Consider the following 19314-nt stretch of genomic DNA (forward strand, 5'->3'; position numbering starts at 1 on the left):
GAGGCAATTTCAGGCGGGTGCTGAGGATCGACGCGGGGAAGGTCTGGCTCCGCGGTCCGTTCGAACTCGAGAAGGACCAGACGCTGTCGAAGATGTACATCTGGCTCTGGCAGTCGGACGGTGACGGGACGGGGGCTGCCGCCACAGCCGTCCTGGACGAGGCGGACTTCGACAGTGCAGCCGCTCAGAATGTGGGTGGTGCAGAGTGGCAGGCGACGGCGCAGCCCGAACACGGCGAGTTCCGGGCCGGGCCGGCAACCGGGATGGCGCTGGCGATCCTGAGACGAGCAGATGGATCGACGACTCCGTATTGGTGGTCCGACAGCAACATCCGCCTGAAAGAAGGCCCCACGGACGGATCGGCCCCGAGCACCGATGTGACCGCCCAGCTGGCCGAAGCGTTCCAGGCCGTGGCCGACACCCTCAAGAGGCGGTGACACTCGCCGGAGCAACCGACTTCCTCAATCACCGGGCCGACGCGTTGCTCGATCTGTCACACGTGCTCGAAGCCTCCCGCAGGGGCGGCGAAGCCGTCACCGTCGCGGCCAAAGCGCTGCACCTGTACGAGCGCAAGGGGAATGTCATCTCCGCAGCCGCAACCCGACTGCGTCTGGATGAACTCCACAAGAGGACATGATTGCGATGGTGTACGCGGGGTCCACCGCGTACAGGTGACACCTGTGAGCCGCGGGGCTCGGATGGGCGGTGAGGCGATGACGTCAGCCGGAGGCAATTTCAGGCGGGTGCTGAGGATCGACGCGGGGAAGGTCTGGCTCCGCGGTCCGTTCGAACTCGAGAAGGACCAGACGCTGTCGAAGATGTACATCTGGCTCTGGCAGTCGGACGGTGACGGGACGGGGGCTGCCGCCACAGCCGTCCTGGACGAGGCGGACTTCGACAGTGCAGCCGCTCAGAATGTGGGTGGTGCAGAGTGGCAGGCGACGGCGCAGCCCGAACACGGCGAGTTCCGGGCCGGGCCGGCAACCGGGATGGCGCTGGCGATCCTGAGACGAGCAGATGGATCGACGACTCCGTATTGGTGGTCCGACAGCAACATCCGCCTGAAAGAAGGCCCCACGGACGGATCGGCCCCGAGCACCGATGTGACCGCCCAGCTGGCCGAAGCGTTCCAGGCCGTGGCCGACACCCTCAAGATCCCGTCGGCTGTCTTCAAGACCGGCGTGCCCAAGGACGCGCTCGAGCTGGACAACACGCTGTCCTGGAAGACCGCCACTGGGAACGCGGCCACCATGCTGGAGGAACTCCAGCCCAACATCCTGCGCCCTCACGTGCGCGAGCACCTGTCCGTGCTCCTCCTACGGTTCGGTGACCGAGTCGAGGGCAGGACCTTCCTGCGCGAGCTCGCTGTTCTGGTGAAGTCGGCCAGGCGTCACCTGCAGGAGGTCGAGGACTTCAAGACGATGGGGAAGCCGGGCACCTCGTACGTCGGCGTCGGCCTGACCCACGCCGGTTACGAGGCGTTGGGCGTCGACGCCAGACGGATCCCCAGCGACGCGTCGTTCACTCGCGGCATGAAGGACCCGGACAGCCGGGACAAGCTGCACGACCCACCGCCCTCGACCTGGGAGCCGCCGTACCGCGAGGAGATCCACGCAGTCGTCCTCGTCGGCGACGCGACCGACGGCGGGATGGCTGCGACCCGCGACGAGGTCCTCGATCGGCTCACGGGCTCGATCACCGTGCTCGGCGAGGAGACCGGCCTGGGGCAGCACAACGGCTCCGGCGCCCCCATCGAGCACTTCGGATACGTCGACGGCCTCAGCCAGCCGCTGTTCCTGGACGAGGACATCAGGGCAGCGAGGGACCGCACGCCGGGCGCGATCGCGTGGGATCCCGAGTTCCACCTCGATCGCGTCCTGGTGAAGGACCTCGCGGCCCCGGATCCCGACGTCCACTGCGGCAGCTACTTCGTGTTCCGCAAGCTCGAGCAGAACGTGCGGCGGTTCAAGCAGGCCGAGGACGACCTCGCTCAGGCCCTCGGGCTCATCGGGGGCGACCGCGACCGTGCCGGTGCGATGCTCGTCGGCCGATTCGAGGACGGCACCCCGCTGACCGTCCAGCAGGCCCCTGGCGCACCCTTGGCTGTCGCCAACAACTTCGACTACGGCGCCGACGCCGGCGGGCGACGGTGCCCACTGCAGGCCCACATCCGCAAGGTCAACCCCCGAGGCTCCGGCGGGATCGAGCCGCTAACGGCCGAGCGGGTGCACGTCATGGCCCGGCGAGGACAGACCTACGGTCAGCGCACCGACGACCTCGACGCCGACCTGCCTCCCAGCAGCCGCCCCACCGGTGGGGTCGGCCTGCTGTTCATGGCCTTCAACGCCGATCTCGGTCGACAGTTCGACTTCGTGCAGGAGCGGTGGGTCAACGACCCCGGCTTCCCGCGCCTCGGCGGCGGCGCCGAGCCCGGACGTGACCCGGTGATCGGCCGGGGAGCCCGGAAGGGAGAGACCTACTTCCCGATCTGGGGCGCCGCCGCAGCCGTGACGACGGCTGCGAGCCCCCAGGCGGTCACGCTGAAGGGCGGCGAGTACTTCTTCATGCCCTCGCTCGCATTCCTGCGCGACCTCTGATCGACCGGGGCGACTGCGCTTCTCCCCATCCCGACTGCTTCCCCAGCCGAGAGACGGCGCCGGCCGACATCGCCGCCGGTCGGTCCGACGGCGCCGTCGTCCCGAACGGCTGACGGACGCGGTCGTGCCGAGCCGCACGCGAGCGTGCTTGCTCCGCCGCACTTCCCGCCATCCCGGGTCAGGGCGCCCGAGGACGGTCCCGTGACGTCTCCGTGACGGGTTGCTTGGTCTGCTGCTCCCGGGCGGCTGTCCGACCTCCGGCCGCGATGCCACGGGCAGGAGTCAGGAGCATGACCAGGAGCACCCGCGTCGAGGTGTTGGCGCCACGGCGCCCGCTGGACGACCTCGTCGCCGACGAGTCCCTGCCCGCCGACCTGACCGTGCAGGTCGGCAGCGCGGGGGCGCCGATCGCTGACTCGGTGCCGCTGCAGGAGTTCGTCGCCTCGGCCGCAAACCTCAGCCACGCCCAGCGCATGACGATCGTCCAGCAGGCCCTGCTCCTGCTCGAGGGCAACTACGTGCACCTGCCGCTCAAGGCGGCCATGCACGCGGTCAACCCGGTGCAGCGGCTGCGGCTGCTGCGGGCCCGGCTGGGGCAGCAGACCGACGCGACGATGGCGCCGGAGCGGGACTTCCACCGGGAGATGTCGAGCATCTTCCACTCGGTCCGCGACCTGCACACCAACTACCTGCTGCCCGCCCCGTTCAACGGGATGATCGCCTACCTGCCGTTCCAGGTGGAACGCTGCGTGGACGGTGCGGCGGAGAAGTACATCGTCAGCCACATGGCCCAGGGGGTGAGCGCCCCGCCGTTCACGCGCGGTGTCGAGTCACCCATTGGAACGGTGTGCCGATCGCCCTGGCCGTGGCCATCAGCGGCGACCGGTTCGCCGGCAGCAACCGGGCCGCCCGCCTGGCGCGCGGTGCCGACGCGTTGACCCTGCGCCCCCTGCTGCTGCACCTGCCGCCCGACGAGGAGTGGGTGACCATCACCTACCTGGACGCCCGCGGGGTGCGCCACGAGCTGCGCCAGCCCTGGCTGGTCGGCCCGAACGTCCCGCCCATGGCCGACGCCGACGCGCCGACCACCACGTCGGCCTCGATGGGGCTGGACCTGTTCGCCGACGAGGTCGGCCGCGCCCGCGCACTGCTGTTCGCGCCGCAGGCCGTGGACCAGCAGCTCTCCGACGTCCAGGCCGAGGTCGAGACGGAGCCGGCCGAGGCCGGGGCCGAGCTGACGACCACCATGCCGCTGGTGTTCCGGGCACGCAGCGTCGTGACCGCGTCCGGCACGTTCGGCCACCTGCGCATCCGCACCTTCAACGTGGACGACCCGGACGCCTTCGTCGACGAGTTCGTGCGGCTCATCGGGTTGCTCCCGCAGGACGGGCTGATCCTCGACGCGCGCGGCAACGGCGGTGGGCACATCTTCGCCAGCGAGTTCATCCTGCAGACTCTGACGCCGCGACCGATCACCCCGGAGCCGGTGCAGTTCATCTGCACCCCGCTGAACCTGACCGTTGTGCGCCAGCACAAGGCCGACCCGAGCGGCATCGACCTGGGCCGTGGTTCCGGTCGATGGAGCAGGCCGTGGAGACCGGTTCGGTCTTCTCCTCAGCGTTCCCGATCACCCCGGTCGAGGGCGCCAACCGCCGGGGACAGCAGTACTGCGGCCCGGTGGTGCTCGTCACCGACGCCCGTTGCTACTCGGCCACCGACATCTTCGCCGCCGGCTTCCAGGACCACGGGATCGGTCCGGTGCTCGGCGTGGACGACAACACCGGAGCGGGCGGCGCCAACGTGTGGACACACCGCCTGCTCAAGCAGCTGCTGGAGCTGCCGGCAGCGAACCCGGAGAGCCCGTACAAGGCTCTGCCGAACGGAGCCGCCATGCGCGTCTCCATGCGGCGCACCCTCCGCGTCGGGGAGCTGGCCGGCACCCCGGTGGAGGACCTCGGCGTCGTGCCGGACCGCCGGCACGAGCTGACCCGCCGCGACGTGCTCGAGGACAACGTCGACCTCCTCGACGCCGCCGCAGCGCTGCTCGAGCAGATGCCGAAGCGCACCCTGCGGCTGACGTCCTCGGTGGACGGCGGTGGCACGCTCACCCTGCAGGTGACGACGGCGGGCATCCAGCGGCTCGACGTCTACGTCGACGGCCGGCCACGGGCCAGCACCGACGTGGCGGACGGCGCCTCGACCGTCACCGTGACCGGGGTGGCCGGCGCCGACGTCGTGCGGGTGGAGGGACACGCCGGCGGGAAGCTGGTCGCCGCGCGCACCCAGCAGCTCTGACCGGCACGCCGCCCGCGTCCCGCTCCGTCGACGCTCCGGCGCCGGATGCCCCCGCGTCCGGAGGACCAGGAGCACTCGTCTGGCCGTCATCGGAGGGGACGCCGCGCGCGGGAGGCAGTGCGGCGTCACAGGCCCGGAAGCGGGGCCGCCCCTGGCCGTGCTCGCGTCAGACCAGCACCTCGTGGGCGCTGGCCGCCTCCCACCGGCGCATGCGCTCGACGGCGGCCGGTCCGAGCCGGTCGAGGACGGCGTCCACCAGCAGCTCGGTGAGCACGAAGGCGGCCGCGGCGGAGTCGAAGGCGCCCGTGGACCGCACCGAGGTGGGCAGGACGACCTCGGCCGCCTGTGCGACGGGGGAGAGCCACTCGTCGGTGATGCAGACGATGTGCGCACCGGCGTCGGCCAGCTCGGTCGCGCGCTGCACCGTCGACGTCTGGTAGCGCCGGAAGTCGTACACGACGAACACGTCCCGCCGGTCGGCGTCGATCACGTCCGCCGCGTCGATCGTCTGCCCGTCGTCCGGTGCCGAGACGTTCGTGCGGATCTGTCGCAGGTGGCGCGCGAGGTAGCCCGCCAGGTGACCGGAGAACCGGCCACCCACGGCCCGGATCCGCATCCGGGGATCGGCCAGGAGGGTGACCGCGGCGTCGAGTTCGGCCGTGGGGATGGCGGTCAGGGACTGCGTGATCGAGGCCGTCGCGACCTGGACCCCGCGGTCGAGCCAGTGCCCCTCGGCACGGTGCGCGCGGCTGCCCTCGTAGAGCGACAGGGGGGACGCCACGCGTTCGGAGAGCTCGTCGAGCAACGCCTGCTGCAGAGCGGGGAACCCCGAGTGGCCGAGGCTGCGGGCGAAGCGGACGACCGTCGGCGGGCTCACTCCGGCTGCCGCCGCGAGCTCCGCGCTGGTGCCGAGCGCCGCCCGGGGGTAGTCGGCGAGCAGGACCCGGGCGACCCGTCGCTCCTGCGGGCTGAAGGACGACAGGTCCGCCTTCAGGGTGTCACCGATGGACACCGGGTCACTGTCCGGAGGTCACAGCCCGGGGGTCGAGCACCTCGACCTCACGGGAGGCCAGGTCGATGGCCAGGATGCTGTCGCTCGGGACCGGCGTCCACCCCTCGTCCGGCAGACCGCTGGAGATCACGTGCACCGCGGTCGGGGAGACCTTGTACGCCATGTCGAAGTACCCGGCGGCGTGCCCGTGCGGGATGGCGTCGTCGGACCCGAACAGCTCCCGGAGGTCGTCGAGCGGGGTCGCCGCCTGGCTGTTGACGTGCACCGCGTACAGGTGCGTCGGGGTCAGGAAGAGCGCGTTGAGACTGGCCTCGGGGAACTGCACGTGCAGCAGTCCGACCGCGTGGACCAGGCCGGCCCGCTCGTCCCCGTCGGCCTCGATGCACTGCAGGACGAGACGGAAGTAGCGCTCGCTGTCGGTGGTGCCGTGCAGTCGCGCCCGGCTGGTCTCCGACAGCAGGCCCTCCAGCGTGTCGATCGGCGCGATGCTGCCGTTGTGCGCCAGCGCGTGGGTGCCGTCGCTGAACGGGTGCGTGTTCATGGGGTGGACGGCGAGTCCGTCCGTGGCCCAGCGCAGGTGCACCAGTCCGGCCGAGCCCAGCGCCCGCCCGGCCAACTCGACGTAGGCCGGGTCGTCCGCGGCCGACATCGGGGAGGTGGCGGTGTCGATCCCGTCGCCACCCGGCCGGGACCACGCCATCCCCCAGCCGTCCCCGTGCAGGGCGGACAGCGAGGTGAAGGTCTGGAACCTCTCGGCGCCGAGGCCCTCCACAGCGGACTCGGGCTCCTCGGACACGTATCCCAGCAACCGACACACGTCGACAACACCCCTTCTCAACGCCGTTCGAGGGCCGGTATAAAGGCGCGGCTGTGTAACAGAGGTTACATCGGCCCGGAGAATCACCTTCACGAAACGGACGCGTCAAGTGCCAGTGGTCCCTCCGACCGAGTCGTCGGTCCACCGCCGTGACATCGAGGTGCACGCTGAGCGGCTCCGGGGGGCCGGCCTCCGCACCCTGACCGGGGTCGTGAGCGACAGCGGCGGGGTCATCCGGGCCAAGACCGTCCCGGCGCGGAGGGTCGAGTCCTTCGCCCGTTCCGGCATGGGCGCCTCGTTGACGTGGCCGGTCTTCTGCGTCGACAACGGCATCGCGATGACCCCCGAGCTCGGCGTCGTCGGGGACCTGAGGCTGACCGCGGACCTCGAGCGGGCGGTCGTGCTGGACTCCGGGTTCGGCTGGGCTCCCGCGGACGTGCGGGACCAGGACGGCGAGCTGTCCCCGTACTGCTGGCGCAGCGTCGCCCGGCGCCAGGTCGACCGGCTGGCGGCGCTCGGCCTCGAGGCCCTGGTCGGCAACGAGCTCGAGTTCGGCCTGCTGGACGAGGCCGGGCGGCCGCTGGGGGAGCGCGACGGCTGGCCCTGCTACGGCGCAGGCGTGTACAGCGGGCTCAGCGGTTTCGCCGCGGACGTGTGCGAGCGGCTGGACGCCGCCGGTGTCCCGGTCGAGCAGATCCACGCCGAGTACGGGCTCGGGCAGTTCGAGCTCTCCCTGCCGCCGCGCGCACCGGTCCGCGCTGCCGACGACGTGCTCCTCGCCAGGGCGGTCCTCGGCCGGGTCGCCCGGGAGCACGGGCTCCGGGTCACCTTCTCCCCGGTGCCCTTCGCCGGCGGCTCGGGCAACGGCGCCCACATGCACGTCTCCCTCACCCGGAACGGGATCCCGCTGCTCACCGGCGGTCCGCTGGCCGAGGGCCTGACCGCCGAGGGCGCCTCGGCCGTCGCCGGGATCGTCCGACACCTCCCCGGCGGCACCGCTGTGCTGGCCGGCACCGTCGTCTCCGGGGAGCGCATGCAGCCGGGCCACTGGTCCGGGGCGTCGGCCTGCTGGGGTGTCGAGAACCGCGAGGCCGCCGTCCGCCTGCTGCTCGCGAACAACGGCAATCCCCACGGCGCGAACGTCGAGGTCAAGTGCGTGGACGCCGGTGCCAACAGCTACCTCGCGACCGGCCTGGTCCTCGGCTTCGCCGCCGAGGGCATCGAGCGGAGGCTGCAGCTGCCCCCCGCCGTCGACGTCGACCCGACGCAGCTGTCCCCGGAGGAGGCGCGGGCAGCGGCGGTCGTGCCGCTCCCGAGCGACGCGGCCGCCCGGATCGAGCTGTTCGCGCGGAGCGACGCGGCTCGCGCCGTCCTGGGCCCGGAGCTGCACGCCGCCGTCCTCGCCGTCCGCCGGTACGAGTCCTCGCTGTTCCAGGGCGAGGACGCGCACGCGCTGACCAGGTTCGCCTGGTCCTCCTGAACCACCGTCCTCCTGGACCACCGTCCTCCTGGACCACCGTCCTCCTGGAACACCGCCGTCCCGGATCACCTGCCCGCACCACCCCGGCGCACCACCCGTCCGAAACGAGGAGTGTCATGGCCAAGCGGAAGCTGCGACTGTGGGAGGCGCTCGCGCTCTCACTCGGCCTCATGGGTCCCACGCTGGCCATGGCCGGCAACGGCCAGGGCATCATCGGCACGGTCGGCAAGGCCGTCCCGCTCGTGTTCCTCCTGGGCTTCATCGGCGTCGCACTGGTCGCCTACGGGTTCATCCGGCTGACCCAGCGGTACAACCACGCCGGTAGCGCCTACGCGCTGGTGGGCGCGACGCTCGGGCCGCGGGCCGGGTTCGTCGCCGGCTTCGCGCTCTTCGGCACGTACCTCTTCTTCACGATCTGCACGGCAGCGGTGTTCGGGGCCTTCCTCAACGCGCTGCTCGCGTCGCTCACCGGTGAGGGAACCAGCCTCGGCTACGGCATCGCGGCCGTTCTCTGCCTGCTCGTCACCGGCTACATGAACACCCGCGACACCACGACGGTGTCGCGCTCGCTGCTCGCCATCGAGGGCGTGGGCATCGCCGCCATGCTGGTCCTGGTCATCGCGGTCTTCGGCCAGGGCGGCGCGGCGTCGACCGGCGTCGACCTCTCCACGTTCACGCCGGACGGCATCGGGCTCGGCGCCGTGCTCGCCGCGGTCGTCGCCGCGTTCCTCTCCTGGGCCGGCTTCGAGGCCTGTGCCGCGCTGGGCGAGGAGACCGACGACCCCCGCCGCAACATCCCGCGCGCGCTGTTCGGCTCGGTCCTGCTCACCGGCGTGCTGTTCGTCGTCGTCATGTTCGCCCAGACGATCGGCTTCGGCACCGACGAGGCGGGCCTGGCCGCCTTCCAGGGCTCCGGGAACACCCTCGGCGACCTCGGCGAGGGCTTCGTCGGTCACTGGTTCGCCCTGCTGCTCCTGGTGACGGCGGTGCTGTCGGCGTTCGCCTCGAACCTCTCGTCGGTGATGGCCTCGGCGCGGCTGGCGATGGCGCTGGCGCGCGACGGCTTCGGCCCCCGCCAGTTCGCCCGGATCGACCCGACGCACCGGATCCCGCGCAACGCCGTCCTGGCCATGGCCGGTGCCGGCATCGTCGTCAACCTGGTCACCTGGCTGACCGGCTGGCCGGTCATGGGCACCGGGGACGCCGCCATCGACGCGTACTTCTTCTTCGCCGTCGTGGGGGCGACCTGCCTGCTGTTCGCCTACCTGCTGGTCGAGGTGGCGGTGTTCGCCGCGTGGCGCAGCGGTCAGGTCAGGCTCAACCCCGCCGAGCTCGTGCTCCCGGCCCTGGGCGGCCTGTTCATCGTGGTCGTCATCGTCTACAGCGTGAAGGACGCGAGCGGCCTGTCGCCGGCCTTCGTGGCCATCGGCTGGGTCGTGCTCGGCCTCCTGGTCGCCGTCCTCGCCGGCGGCCTCGCCCAGCGGATCGGCGCCTCGCTGACCCGGGAGCTCGACGACGTCGACAGGGACGCCACCTTCGCGGACACCGAGGCCCGCTGATGCACGAGACCGCACAGCGTCTGTACGACCGCGACCGGGTCGTCGCCGGGGTCGAGAAGCTGCGCTTCTTCCCGCTGGCACTCGAGTCCGGGCAGGGCTCCTGGCTGGTCGAGGCCGGCGGACGCCGGCTGCTCGACCTGTCGGCGACCTGGACCGCGTGCGGTCTCGGGCACGGCCACCCCGCGGTGCGGGACGCCCTGCTCCGGGTGGCGGCGGCGCCGCCCGGGGCCGGTGCACTCAGCGCCGTCCACGAGGACGCCGTCGCGCTGGCCGAGGAGCTGCTCGAGCTCACCCCGGGCACCGGGGACCGGCGGGTGTACCTCGGCCACGCGGGGTCGGACGCCAACGACGTGGCCATCCGGAGCGCCGTCCACGCCACCGGCCGCCCCACGGTGCTCGCGTTCGAGCACAGCTACCACGGCGGCATCGGCGTGGCGATGAAGGCGTCGGGCGTGCACGTCGAGGCCGGCAGCGTCGCCGCGGACGAGCAGGTCCGCTTCACGCCCTACCCGGACCCGTACCGGCAGCCCGGGCGCCACGGCCAGGTCCTCGCCGCCCTCGACGCGGCACTGGCCGGCCGGGACGTCGCCTGCCTGGTGGTCGAGCCGATCCTGTCCGACGGTGGCCTGGTCGTCCCGCCCGACGGCTTCCTCGCCGAGGTCGCCGTCCGGTGCGCCGCGGCGGGCACCCTGCTGATCTGCGACGAGGTCAAGGTCGGCCTCGGCCGGCCCGGGACGTGGCACGCGTTCGAGCACGACGGCATCACCCCCGACGTCGTCACCCTCGGCAAGTCACTGGGCGCCGGTGTGCCCATCTCGGCGGCGATCGGCCCGGCCGCGGTGCTCGACGAGCCCGGTGCGTCCGCGCTGCTGACCCAGGCGGGCAACCCCTACAGCACCGCCGTCGCCCGGGCGGTCCTCGCCACGTACCGGGCGGAGGGGCTGGTGGAGCGGGCCGCGCAGGCCGGTGAGCGGCTCCGGCGGGGCCTGCGGCAGGCGACCGCGCACCTCGACGTCGTGGGGGACGTGCGGGGGCGCGGTCTGGCCATCGGCGTGGACCTCGTGACCGACCGGGCGAGCCGCGGCCGCGACGCCGCGCTCGCGGCCAGGACCGTCTACCGGGTGTGGGAGCTCGGCGGCGTCGTCTTCTACGTCGGCGGCAACGTCCTCGAGGTCACGCCGCCGCTGGTGATCACCGACGACGAGGTGGACCGCGCCGTGGAGCTGCTGGCGCGGGGCATCGAGGACGCGGCCGCCGGCAAGGTCAGCGACGCCCAGGTCGCGCCCTACGCAGGATGGTGAGCATGGACCCCCGCGCACACCCCGGGCCGCTGGACGAGACGGTGGCCGACCTCCCCCTCGTCGACCACCACGTGCACGGCGCGCTGCGGGCGGCGGTCGACCGGCCGACGTTCGAGTCGATGATCACCGAGGGGCCGAGACCGCACTCGGCGGGGACCGCGTTCGACTCGCAGGTCGGCTTCGCCATCCGGCGCTGGTGCGCCCCGGTGCTCGGCCTGCAGCCGCACGCGCCCGCGGAGGAGTACTGGGCGCGCCGGTGCGAGCTGGGGGAGGACGAGGTCAACCGGCGGCTCCTCGGAGCGGCCGGCACCGACACCTACCTCGTCGAGACCGGGTACCTCGGGGACGCCGTCCTGACGCCCGCGGAGCACGCCGAGGCGGCCGGCGCGGCCGCGCACGAGGTCGTCCGGCTGGAGACCGTGGCCGAGGGGCTGCTCGGGGAGGTGGGCTCCGGCCGCGCCTTCGTCGCGGGGTACCCGGCCCTGCTGGAGGAGGCGACCCGCGCGGCGGTCGGCACCAAGAGCATCATCGCCTACCGCGCCGGCTTCGACGTCGACCCGGCACGACCCGGCGACGCCGAGGTCGCCGAGGCCGTCGACCGCCTCCTCGGCTCCGCGTCCGGCCGGGTCCGGATCGAGGACCCGGTGCTCCTGCGCCACCTCCTGTGGTGCGGTGTCGACCGCGGCCTGCCCCTGCAGCTGCACAGCGGTTACGGCGACCCCGACCTGGACCTGCACCGGGCCAACCCGCTGCTGCTCATGCCCTGGCTGCGCCGGGTGGAGCCGACCGGCGTCCCGGTGATGTTGCTGCACAACTACCCGTACCACCGCGAGGCGGGCTACCTGGCCCAGGCGTTCGACAACGTCTACTTCGACGTCGGCCTCGGCCTGTTCTACTCCGGCAGCCAGAGCGCGCAGATCGTCGCCGAGTCGCTCGAGGTCGCCCCCTTCACCAAGCAGCTGTACTCGTCGGACGCCTGGGGGCCCAGCGAGCTGCACCTGCTCGGTGCGCTGCTGTGGCGACGGGGCATCAGCCGGGTCGTCGGGCAGTGGGTGCAGGACGGGGAGTGGGCGCGGCCCGACGCCGAGCGCGTCCTGCGCCTCATCGGCCACGAGAACGCCCGGCGGGTGTACCGGCTCTGATCCACCGCCGGGACGCGACGCCGACCGCCGTGCCCCCGTGCCCACGGGGCCCAGCGGCCGGCGGTCGGGCCTCAGGAGCCGGTCGGCGGGCGGCTGTCGTCGGGTGCCAGTGCCCGGGCGAGGGGCACGCCGGGGCGGTAGGCCAGGTACCGGTGGGACGGCGCGTCGAGGACGGCCAGGTCGGCCCGCGCACCGGGACCGAGGTGCCCGACGTCCGGCCGTCGCAACGCCGCCGCGCCGCCGGCGGTCGCCGCCCACAGCGCCTCGACCGGGGCCATCCCCATCTCGCGGACGGCGAGCGCGATGCAGAACGGCATCGACGACGTGAAGCTGCTGCCCGGGTTGCAGTCGGTGGCCAGGGCCACCGTGACCCCTGCCGACAACAGCCGCCGGGCGTCGGGATAGGGCGACCGGGTGGCGAACTCGACGCCGGGCAGCAGGGTCGCGACCGTGCTGCCGTCGGCGAGGGCGTCGACGTCGGCGTCGCTCAGGTGGGTGCAGTGGTCGGCGCTGGCCGCGCCGAGCTCCACCGCGAGCCGCACACCGGGTCCGGCCGAGAGCTGGTTGGCGTGCACCCGCGGCTGCAGGCCTCGGGCGCGGCCGGCCTCCAGCACGGCGCGTGCCTCGTCGCCGTCGAAGGCGTGCGCCGAGGCGGGCTCGCAGAAGACGTCGATCCACCGGGCGGACGGGGCGCACGCCGCGAGCATCGGACCGGTGACCAGGGCGACGTAGTCCTCGCGGCGGCCGGCGTACTCGGCCGGCACCACGTGCGCGCCCAGGAACGTGGTCTCGGCCGTGACCTCCGCAGCCAGTCGCAGGCAGCGTGCCTCGTCCTCGACGGTCAGCCCGTAGCCGCTCTTGACCTCCGCGGTCGTGGTGCCCTGGCGACGCATCTCCGCCACCAGACCGCGCAGCCGGCTGCGGAGGGTGTCGTCGGAGGCGGCGCGGGTCGCGGCGACGGTGGCCGCGATGCCGCCGCCGTCGTAGCGCGCGCCGGACATCCGGGCCTCGAACTCCGCGGCCCGGTCGCCGGCGAAGACCAGGTGGGTGTGGCTGTCGACGAAGCCCGGGACGACCGCCCGGCCACCGACGTCGATCGACGCATCGGCGGCCGGTGCGCGGCGTCGCGACCCGATCCAGGCGATGGCGCCGTCCTCCACGATCAGGGCCGCGTCGCTGATCAGGCCCAGCCGGCCCGTTCCTCGGGAGGGGTCGTTGGTGACCAGTTCGGCGATGCCGGTGACCAGCGTGCTCACCCGGGCTCCTCACCGGCGCTCGTCGGCCTCGTTCGCGGAGCCGCTCTGTCCCTCGTCGAGCTCGCCGGCTCGCTCACCGGTCGTCCCGGAGCGGGTCGATGGCCGCCGCGAGCAGGCGGCCGACGTCGCCCAGCACGTGCCTGCCCTCGGCGACGACGACCCGGCCGTCGACGACCACGGTGTGCACGTCCGTGGCGGCCGCCACCATCGGCAGCTGGGCCGGTGTGCACCCGGCCGTCCGCGGGCTGTCCAGCCGGACGGCGACCAGGTCGGCCCGCTGGCCCGGGGCGATGCGACCGGCATCGGGCCAGCCGAGGGCGCGGTGCCCGTCGAGGGTGAGCGCGGCGACGAGCGCGGCCGGGGCGAAGCGGCCACGTTCGCGGGTGCGCAGCCGCTCGTGGGCCTCGAGCAGCTGGGCCTCGGCCAGCAGGTCGGTGACGACGTGCTGGTCGCTGCCCAGGCTGAGCGGCGAGCCGGCGTCCCGGAGCCCCAGGAGCGGGGCCATCCCGTCGGCGAGGTCGGCCTCGGTGCTCGGGCAGGCGCAGACCCCCGTCCCGGTGCCCCCGAGCGTCGCGACGTCGTCCGGGGTGAGGTGGACGGCGTGCACGGCGGTGGTCGAGGGACCGAGGACCCCCTGCTCGTGCAGCAGCCCGGTGGGCGTCGTGCCGTAGTGGGCCAGGCAGGCCTCGTTCTCCGCGGGCTGCTCGGAGAGGTGCACGTGCAGGGGGCGCCCGCCGGTGGCGTGCGTGACCGTGGGCAGCTGCGCCGCCGGCACGGCCCGCACGGAGTGCACGGCGGCTCCGACCCGGACGCCGTCCCGCTCCGCGAGCAGCTCCGTCCGTGCGGCCCAGGCATCGGCATCCCCGTCGGAGAACCGGAGCTGGACCTCGTCCAGGGGCAGGTGCCCGCCTCCGTCGAGCCCGCCGGCGAGGTAGCAGGCGTCGAGCAGGGTCAGCCGGATGCCGGCGTCGGCCGCCGCCTGGACCAGCGCCTCCGCCATGGCGTTCGGATCGGCGTACCGACCGCCGCCGGGCGGGTGGTGCAGGTAGTGGAACTCGCCTACGCAGGTGATCCCGGCGAGCGCCATCTCGGCGTAGGCGGCGCGGGCCAGGGCGAGGTGACGGTCGGGGTCGAGCCGCGCGGCCAGGCGGTACATGCGCTCCCGCCAGGTCCAGAACGTGCCGGCCCGGTCGTGGGTGCGCCCGCGCAGGGCTCGGTGGAAGGCGTGCGAGTGCCCGTTCGCCAGACCGGGCAGGACGAGACCGGCCAGCCGCTGGTCCCCGGCCGCGGGCGCGGCCACCTCGACGGCGGTGATCCGCCCCTCGTCGAGGGCCACCCGCACCCCGGCCGCCGGGCCGCTGCCGAGCCAGGCGTGCTCGCACCAGAAGGTCAGCACGCGAGCTCCTCGACCACCCGGACCAGTGCGGCCACGCCGGCCGCGCAGTCGTCGGGCTCTGCGTGTTCGGCGGGGGAGTGGGAGACGCCGGTCGGGTTGCGGACGAACAGCATGGCGGTCGGGATGCCGGCCGCCGTCAGGATGCCCGCGTCGTGACCCGCGCCCGTGGGCAGGACCGGCGCGGGGGTGCCGTCGCCGCCGAGGAGGCCGGCCAGCCGGTCGCGCAGCGAGGGCTCGAACGAGGTGCCGGGGGTCCAGGACTCCTCGACGGGATCCGCGCCCGCCGCCGCCCCCACCGCGGCGACCACTTGTCGTACGCCGGCCTCGTCGGGCCCCCGGGCGTCCAACCAGGCGGTGACCTCCGACGGGATCGCGTTGACCCCGTTGGGCTGCACCTGCACCTTGCCGACGGTGGCCAGGGCGCCGTGGCGGCCGGCCGCCTCCCGTGCCCCGAGGACGGCCGCCGCCAGCGCCAGCATCGGATCCTGCCGGTCGGCCAGCCTCGTGGTGCCCGCGTGGTCGGCCCGGCCGCGCAGGTCCAGCCGCCACCGGCCGTGCGGCCGGATCGACGAGGCGACGCCGACGGCCGACGATCGGTCGACCAGCGCGCGGCCCTGCTCCACGTGCAGTTCGACGAACGTGCCGATGCGCCGGAGGGCCTCGTCGTCCCGGCCGACCACGGCCGGATCCAGCCCGGCGCGGGTCATGGCCTCCGCCATCGTCGTGCCGTCGTCGTCGGTCAGCCCGCGAGCCCGGTCGGGGTCGAGGACGCCGGTGACCAGCCGGGACCCGGAACAGGCCACGCCGAAGCGGGCACCCTCCTCGTCGGCGAAGCAGGCGATGCCGACCGGCCGCCGGAGGGCGGCGCGGTCGAGCCGGTCCAGCGCCGCGAGGGCCGACACGATGCCGAGCGGGCCGTCGAACGCGCCGCCGTCCGGCACCGAGTCGAGGTGGCTGCCGAGGACGAGCCCGGGCCCGCCGGCGTCGGGGTCCGCCGTCCAGGCCCAGAGGTTGCCGGCCCGGTCGGTCGTGACGTCGAGCCCCCGCCGTCCGGCCTCGGCGGTGAACCACTCGCGCAGGGTGGCGTCGGCCGCCGTCCAGGCGGAGCGGCGGTAGCCGCCGGTGGACGGGTCCCGGCCTACCGGCGCCAGGTCGGCCCACATGGACCCGAACGAGTCCACCGTCAGCCCTCCGTCATCGGGACCCGGATCCCGCGCTCGGCCGCGACGTCGGCGGCCAGGTCGTAGCCCGCGTCGACGTGCCGCAGCACGCCGGTGCCCGGGTCGTTGTGCAGCACCCGCGCGAGTTTCCGGGCGGCCAGCTCCGTGCCGTCGGCGACGCTGACCTGCCCGGCGTGGATGGACCGGCCGATGCCCACGCCGCCGCCGTGGTGGACCGACACCCACGTGGCGCCCGAGGCGGTGTTGACCAGCGCGTTGAGCAGCGGCCAGTCGGCGATGGCGTCCGATCCGTCCGCCATGGCCTCCGTCTCCCGGTAGGGGGAGGCGACGGACCCGGAGTCGAGGTGGTCGCGGCCGATGACGATCGGTGCGGTGATCTCCCCGGCGGCGACCAGCTCGTTGAAGCGGAGACCGGCGACGTCGCGCTCGCCGTAGCCGAGCCAGCAGATGCGGGCCGGCAGCCCCTGGAAGGCGACCTTGTCCTGCGCGGCCCGGATCCAGCGCTGCAGGTGGTCGTCGTCCGGGAACAGGTCGAGGACGGCGCGGTCGGTCGCGGCGATGTCGGCCGGGTCCCCGGACAGGGCGGCCCAGCGGAAGGGACCCTTGCCCGCGCAGAACAGCGGCCGGATGTAGGCGGGCACGAAGCCCGGGAAGGCGAACGCCCGGTCGAAGCCGCCCTGGCGGGCCTCGTCCCGGATCGAGTTGCCGTAGTCGAAGACCTCGGCCCCGGCGTCGAGGAACCCGACCATCGCCTCGACGTGCCGGGCCATCGACGCGCGGGCGCGGTCGGTGAACTCCTCGGGCTTGGCCCGGGCGAGGTCGTGCCAGTCGTCGGGGTCGACCCCCTCCGGGAGGTAGCTGAGCGGGTCGTGCGCGGAGGTCTGGTCGGTGACGACGTCGACCTCGACGTCCCGGCGCAGGAGCTCGGGGACCACCGTGGCCGCGTTGCCCTGGAGGCCGACGGACAGCGCTCGCCGGTCCCGCTTGGCGGCGAGGCAGCGTCCGACGGCGTCGTCGAGGTCGTCGGCCACCTCGTCGAGGTAGCGCTGGGCGACCCGGCGGCGCAGCCGGCTCCCGTCGACGTCGACGATGAGGCACACCCCGCCGTTGAGCGTCACGGCGAGCGGCTGGGCACCGCCCATGCCGCCGCAGCCGCAGGTCAGCGTCAGCGTGCCGGCGAGAGTTCCCCCGAACCGCCTGGCCGCCACGGCGGCGAACGTCTCGTAGGTGCCCTGGAGGATCCCCTGCGTCCCGATGTAGATCCACGAGCCGGCGGTCATCTGGCCGTACATGGTCAGGCCGAGGTGCTCGAGGCGTCTGAACTCCGGCCAGGTCGCCCAGTCGCCCACCAGGTTGGAGTTGGCGATCAGCACCCGGGGCCCCCATTCGTGCGTCTGCAGGACGCCGACCGGCCGACCGGACTGCACCAGCATCGTCTCGTCGTCGGCGAGGGTCGTCAGCGTGCGCACCATGGCGTCGAAGCTGCGCCAGTCGCGGGCGGCGCGACCGGTGCCGCCGTAGACGACCAGGTCGTCGGGTCGTTCGGCGACCTCGGGGTCGAGGTTGTTCTGCAGCATCCGCAGCGGCGCCTCCGTCTGCCAGCTCCGGGCCGTGAGGGTGGTGCCGCGTGGGGACCGTACGGGTCGTGCTCCGTCCATGGGTGGCTCTCCTCGTCTCGCGGGGTCAGCTCAGGGGGAGGTCGGTGACCCGGAGCAGGGCTCCGTCGGCCACCAGGCGGACGACGGCCTCGATCTCCGGGGCCAGGTACCGGTCCGGTCCGGGCCCGTCGACGCCGGCCGCGCGGACGGCGTCGCGCACCGCGGCCGTGGCCCGGGCCGGTCGCAGCGGGGCCCTCAGGTCGAGGGCACGGGCTGCGGTCAGGATCTCGATGGCGAGGACACGGGTGAGGCCGTCGATCGCGCGCCGCAGCTTGCGGGCGGCGGCCCAGCCCATGGAGACGTGGTCCTCCTGCATCGCCGAGGAGGGGATGGTGTCGACGCTGGCCGGGACGGCGAGCCGCTTGAGCTCGCTGACGATCCCGGCCGCGGTGTACTGGGCGATCATATGCCCGGAGTCGAGCCCGGGAGCGTCGGCGAGGAACGCCGGCAGTCCGTTGCTGCGGGCCACGTCGAGGAACCGGTCGGTGCGTCGCTCGCTCATCCCGGCGACGTCGGCGGCCGCGATCGCGAGGAAGTCCAGGACGTAGCCGACCGGCGCGCCGTGGAAGTTGCCGTTGGACTCCACGCGGCCGTCGGGGGTGATCACCGGGTTGTCGATGGCCGCGGCGAGCTCGCGGCCGGCGACCGCGGCGGCGTGGGCGATCGTGTCGCGGGCCGCGCCGTGCACCTGTGGGGCGCAGCGCAGCGAGTAGGCGTCCTGCACCCGCGTGCACTCGGGCCCCCGGTGACTGGCCATCACGCCGCTGCCGCTCAGGAGCATGCGCAGGTTGGCGGCCGAGACCGCCTGCCCCGGGTGCGGGCGCAGCGCCTGGAGGTCCGCGGCGAACACGGCGTCGGTGCCGAGCAGGGCCTCGACGCTCATGGCCGCGGCGACGTCGGCCGTCGTCAGCAGGCGGCGCAGGTCGGCCAGCGCCAGGACCAGCATGCCGAGCATGCCGTCGGTCCCGTTCACCAGTGCGAGCCCCTCCTTCTCGGCCAGCTCCACGGGCTCGATGCCGTGCTCCCGCAGGGCCTCCGCGGCCGCGCGGAGCTCACCGGCGCCGTCCCGGACCCGTCCCTCCCCCGTGAGGGCGAGCGCGACCGAGGCCAGCGGGGCCAGGTCGCCGGAGCACCCGAGCGAGCCGTACTCGTGCACGACCGGCACGAGTCCGGCATCCAGCACGGCCGCGTAGGTCTGGGCGGTCTCCGGCCGGACGCCGGTGCGGCCGGTCGCCAGGGTGGACAGCCGCAGCAGCATGAGGGCCCGGACGACCTCGCGTTCGACCTCGGGGCCGGAGCCCGCGGCGTGGGAACGGATCAGGCTGCGCTGCAACCAGCCTCGCTGCCCGACCGGGATGTGCAGGGTGGCCAGCGCCCCGAAGCCGGTGGACACGCCGTAGTGCGCCCGGTCGTCCCCGGCCAGGGCGTCGACGACGGAGCGGCTCCGGGCGATCTCCGCGAGGGCCTCCGCGGTCAGGCGGACCCCGCACCCGTCCCGGGCGACGCGGACCACGTCCTCGGGCCTGACCGGGCCGGTCCCGACAGCCACGCGTTCGGGAGGCATGGGGCCATGGGACACCGGAAGCGCTGGGCCGCCTAGACCTGTCGGCCCGGTCGATG

General features: G+C 73.7%; 17 protein-coding genes. 9 read left to right on the top strand and 8 right to left on the bottom strand.

The features are described from left to right. The first annotated feature begins 17 nt into the window (after positions 1-17). From ACWIX7_RS25170 to ACWIX7_RS25185, 4 genes are all read left to right on the top strand, one after another. The gene (locus tag ACWIX7_RS25170; RefSeq protein WP_448619131.1) at positions 18-437 is read left to right on the top strand and encodes a hypothetical protein; all 420 of its coding nucleotides are present in this window, start codon (positions 18-20) and stop codon (positions 435-437) included. Beyond that, on the top strand, positions 434-637 hold the full coding sequence (locus ACWIX7_RS25175) for a hypothetical protein (protein WP_448619132.1): 204 nt from the start codon (positions 434-436) through the stop codon (positions 635-637). The genes ACWIX7_RS25170 and ACWIX7_RS25175 overlap by 4 nt, the downstream gene beginning before the upstream one ends. Positions 638-743: 106 nt before the next feature. Then, positions 744-2597: a Dyp-type peroxidase gene (locus tag ACWIX7_RS25180; RefSeq protein ID WP_448619133.1), complete on the top strand. Its 1854-nt coding sequence runs from the start codon at positions 744-746 to the stop codon at positions 2595-2597. 290 nt (positions 2598-2887) lie between these two features. Further along, positions 2888-3535, top strand: coding sequence for a hypothetical protein (locus ACWIX7_RS25185; protein ID WP_448619134.1), 648 nt, complete (start codon positions 2888-2890; stop codon positions 3533-3535). A 55-nt stretch (positions 3536-3590) separates the two neighbouring features. On the opposite strand, the gene ACWIX7_RS25190 is transcribed toward ACWIX7_RS25185, so the two are convergent. After that, complete coding sequence (locus ACWIX7_RS25190) at positions 3591-3965, bottom strand: hypothetical protein (RefSeq protein WP_448619135.1); 375 nt, start codon at positions 3963-3965, stop codon at positions 3591-3593. Between the two features lie 222 nt (positions 3966-4187). Here ACWIX7_RS25190 and ACWIX7_RS25195 point away from each other — a divergent pair, with 222 nt between their 5' ends. Beyond that, complete coding sequence (locus ACWIX7_RS25195) at positions 4188-4892, top strand: S41 family peptidase (RefSeq protein WP_448619136.1); 705 nt, start codon at positions 4188-4190, stop codon at positions 4890-4892. A 166-nt stretch (positions 4893-5058) separates the two neighbouring features. Here the strand turns inward: ACWIX7_RS25195 and ACWIX7_RS25200 are convergent, their stop codons facing one another. Both ACWIX7_RS25200 and ACWIX7_RS25205 read right to left on the bottom strand, forming a co-directional pair. Further along, positions 5059-5904: a MurR/RpiR family transcriptional regulator gene (locus tag ACWIX7_RS25200; protein WP_448619137.1), complete on the bottom strand. Its 846-nt coding sequence runs from the start codon at positions 5902-5904 to the stop codon at positions 5059-5061. A gap of 4 nt (positions 5905-5908) precedes the next feature. Next, entirely contained in the window at positions 5909-6814 is a 906-nt protein-coding gene (locus ACWIX7_RS25205) for a class II glutamine amidotransferase (RefSeq protein ID WP_448619138.1), read from the bottom strand. Between the two features lie 118 nt (positions 6815-6932). On the opposite strand from ACWIX7_RS25205, the gene ACWIX7_RS25210 reads away from it, so the two are divergent. The 4 genes from ACWIX7_RS25210 to ACWIX7_RS25225 all read left to right on the top strand — a co-directional run bounded on the left by ACWIX7_RS25210 (position 6933) and on the right by ACWIX7_RS25225 (position 12203). After that, positions 6933-8201, top strand: coding sequence for a glutamine synthetase (locus tag ACWIX7_RS25210; protein ID WP_448619139.1), 1269 nt, complete (start codon positions 6933-6935; stop codon positions 8199-8201). A gap of 116 nt (positions 8202-8317) precedes the next feature. Beyond that, positions 8318-9760: an APC family permease gene (locus ACWIX7_RS25215; protein ID WP_448619140.1), complete on the top strand. Its 1443-nt coding sequence runs from the start codon at positions 8318-8320 to the stop codon at positions 9758-9760. Beyond that, positions 9760-11061, top strand: a complete 1302-nt coding sequence (locus tag ACWIX7_RS25220; protein ID WP_448619141.1) for an aspartate aminotransferase family protein — start codon at positions 9760-9762, stop codon at positions 11059-11061. The genes ACWIX7_RS25215 and ACWIX7_RS25220 overlap by 1 nt, the downstream gene beginning before the upstream one ends. Before the next feature lie 2 nt (positions 11062-11063). Next, positions 11064-12203 (top strand): amidohydrolase family protein, encoded by a 1140-nt coding sequence (locus ACWIX7_RS25225; RefSeq protein ID WP_448619142.1) that lies wholly within the window; start codon positions 11064-11066, stop codon positions 12201-12203. Between the two features lie 71 nt (positions 12204-12274). Here ACWIX7_RS25225 and hutI read toward each other — a convergent pair whose 3' ends face one another. The 5 genes from hutI to hutH form a co-directional block, all read right to left on the bottom strand. Further along, entirely contained in the window at positions 12275-13459 is a 1185-nt protein-coding gene (gene hutI / locus ACWIX7_RS25230; RefSeq protein WP_448619143.1) for an imidazolonepropionase, read from the bottom strand. A gap of 73 nt (positions 13460-13532) precedes the next feature. Beyond that, complete coding sequence (locus ACWIX7_RS25235) at positions 13533-14855, bottom strand: formimidoylglutamate deiminase (protein ID WP_448619144.1); 1323 nt, start codon at positions 14853-14855, stop codon at positions 13533-13535. Further along, the gene (locus ACWIX7_RS25240) at positions 14849-16036 is read right to left on the bottom strand and encodes an allantoate amidohydrolase (RefSeq protein WP_448619145.1); all 1188 of its coding nucleotides are present in this window, start codon (positions 16034-16036) and stop codon (positions 14849-14851) included. Before ACWIX7_RS25240 ends, ACWIX7_RS25235 begins: the two co-directional genes overlap by 7 nt. A gap of 2 nt (positions 16037-16038) precedes the next feature. After that, complete coding sequence (gene hutU, locus ACWIX7_RS25245) at positions 16039-17694, bottom strand: urocanate hydratase (RefSeq protein WP_448619146.1); 1656 nt, start codon at positions 17692-17694, stop codon at positions 16039-16041. A gap of 25 nt (positions 17695-17719) precedes the next feature. Then, a complete protein-coding gene (gene hutH / locus ACWIX7_RS25250; protein ID WP_448619147.1) occupies positions 17720-19258 on the bottom strand; it encodes a histidine ammonia-lyase in 1539 nt (512 codons plus the stop codon). Positions 19259-19314 lie beyond the last annotated feature (56 nt).

Source organism: Geodermatophilus sp. URMC 65 (genome assembly GCF_053502545.1).

Bases quoted from the DNA above. Each gene is read 5' to 3' on its own strand.
- ACWIX7_RS25220 (WP_448619141.1), top strand. From the start codon at position 9,760: ATGCACGAGACCGCACAGCGTCTGTACGACCGCGACCGGGTCGTCGCC.
- ACWIX7_RS25185 (WP_448619134.1), top strand. From the start codon at position 2,888: ATGACCAGGAGCACCCGCGTCGAGGTGTTGGCGCCACGGCGCCCGCTG.
- ACWIX7_RS25225 (WP_448619142.1), top strand. From the start codon at position 11,064: ATGGACCCCCGCGCACACCCCGGGCCGCTGGACGAGACGGTGGCCGAC.
- hutU (WP_448619146.1), bottom strand. From the start codon at position 17,694: ATGGACGGAGCACGACCCGTACGGTCCCCACGCGGCACCACCCTCACG.
- ACWIX7_RS25190 (WP_448619135.1), bottom strand. From the start codon at position 3,965: ATGAGCCGCACGAACTCGTCGACGAAGGCGTCCGGGTCGTCCACGTTG.
- hutH (WP_448619147.1), bottom strand. From the start codon at position 19,258: ATGCCTCCCGAACGCGTGGCTGTCGGGACCGGCCCGGTCAGGCCCGAG.
- ACWIX7_RS25215 (WP_448619140.1), top strand. From the start codon at position 8,318: ATGGCCAAGCGGAAGCTGCGACTGTGGGAGGCGCTCGCGCTCTCACTC.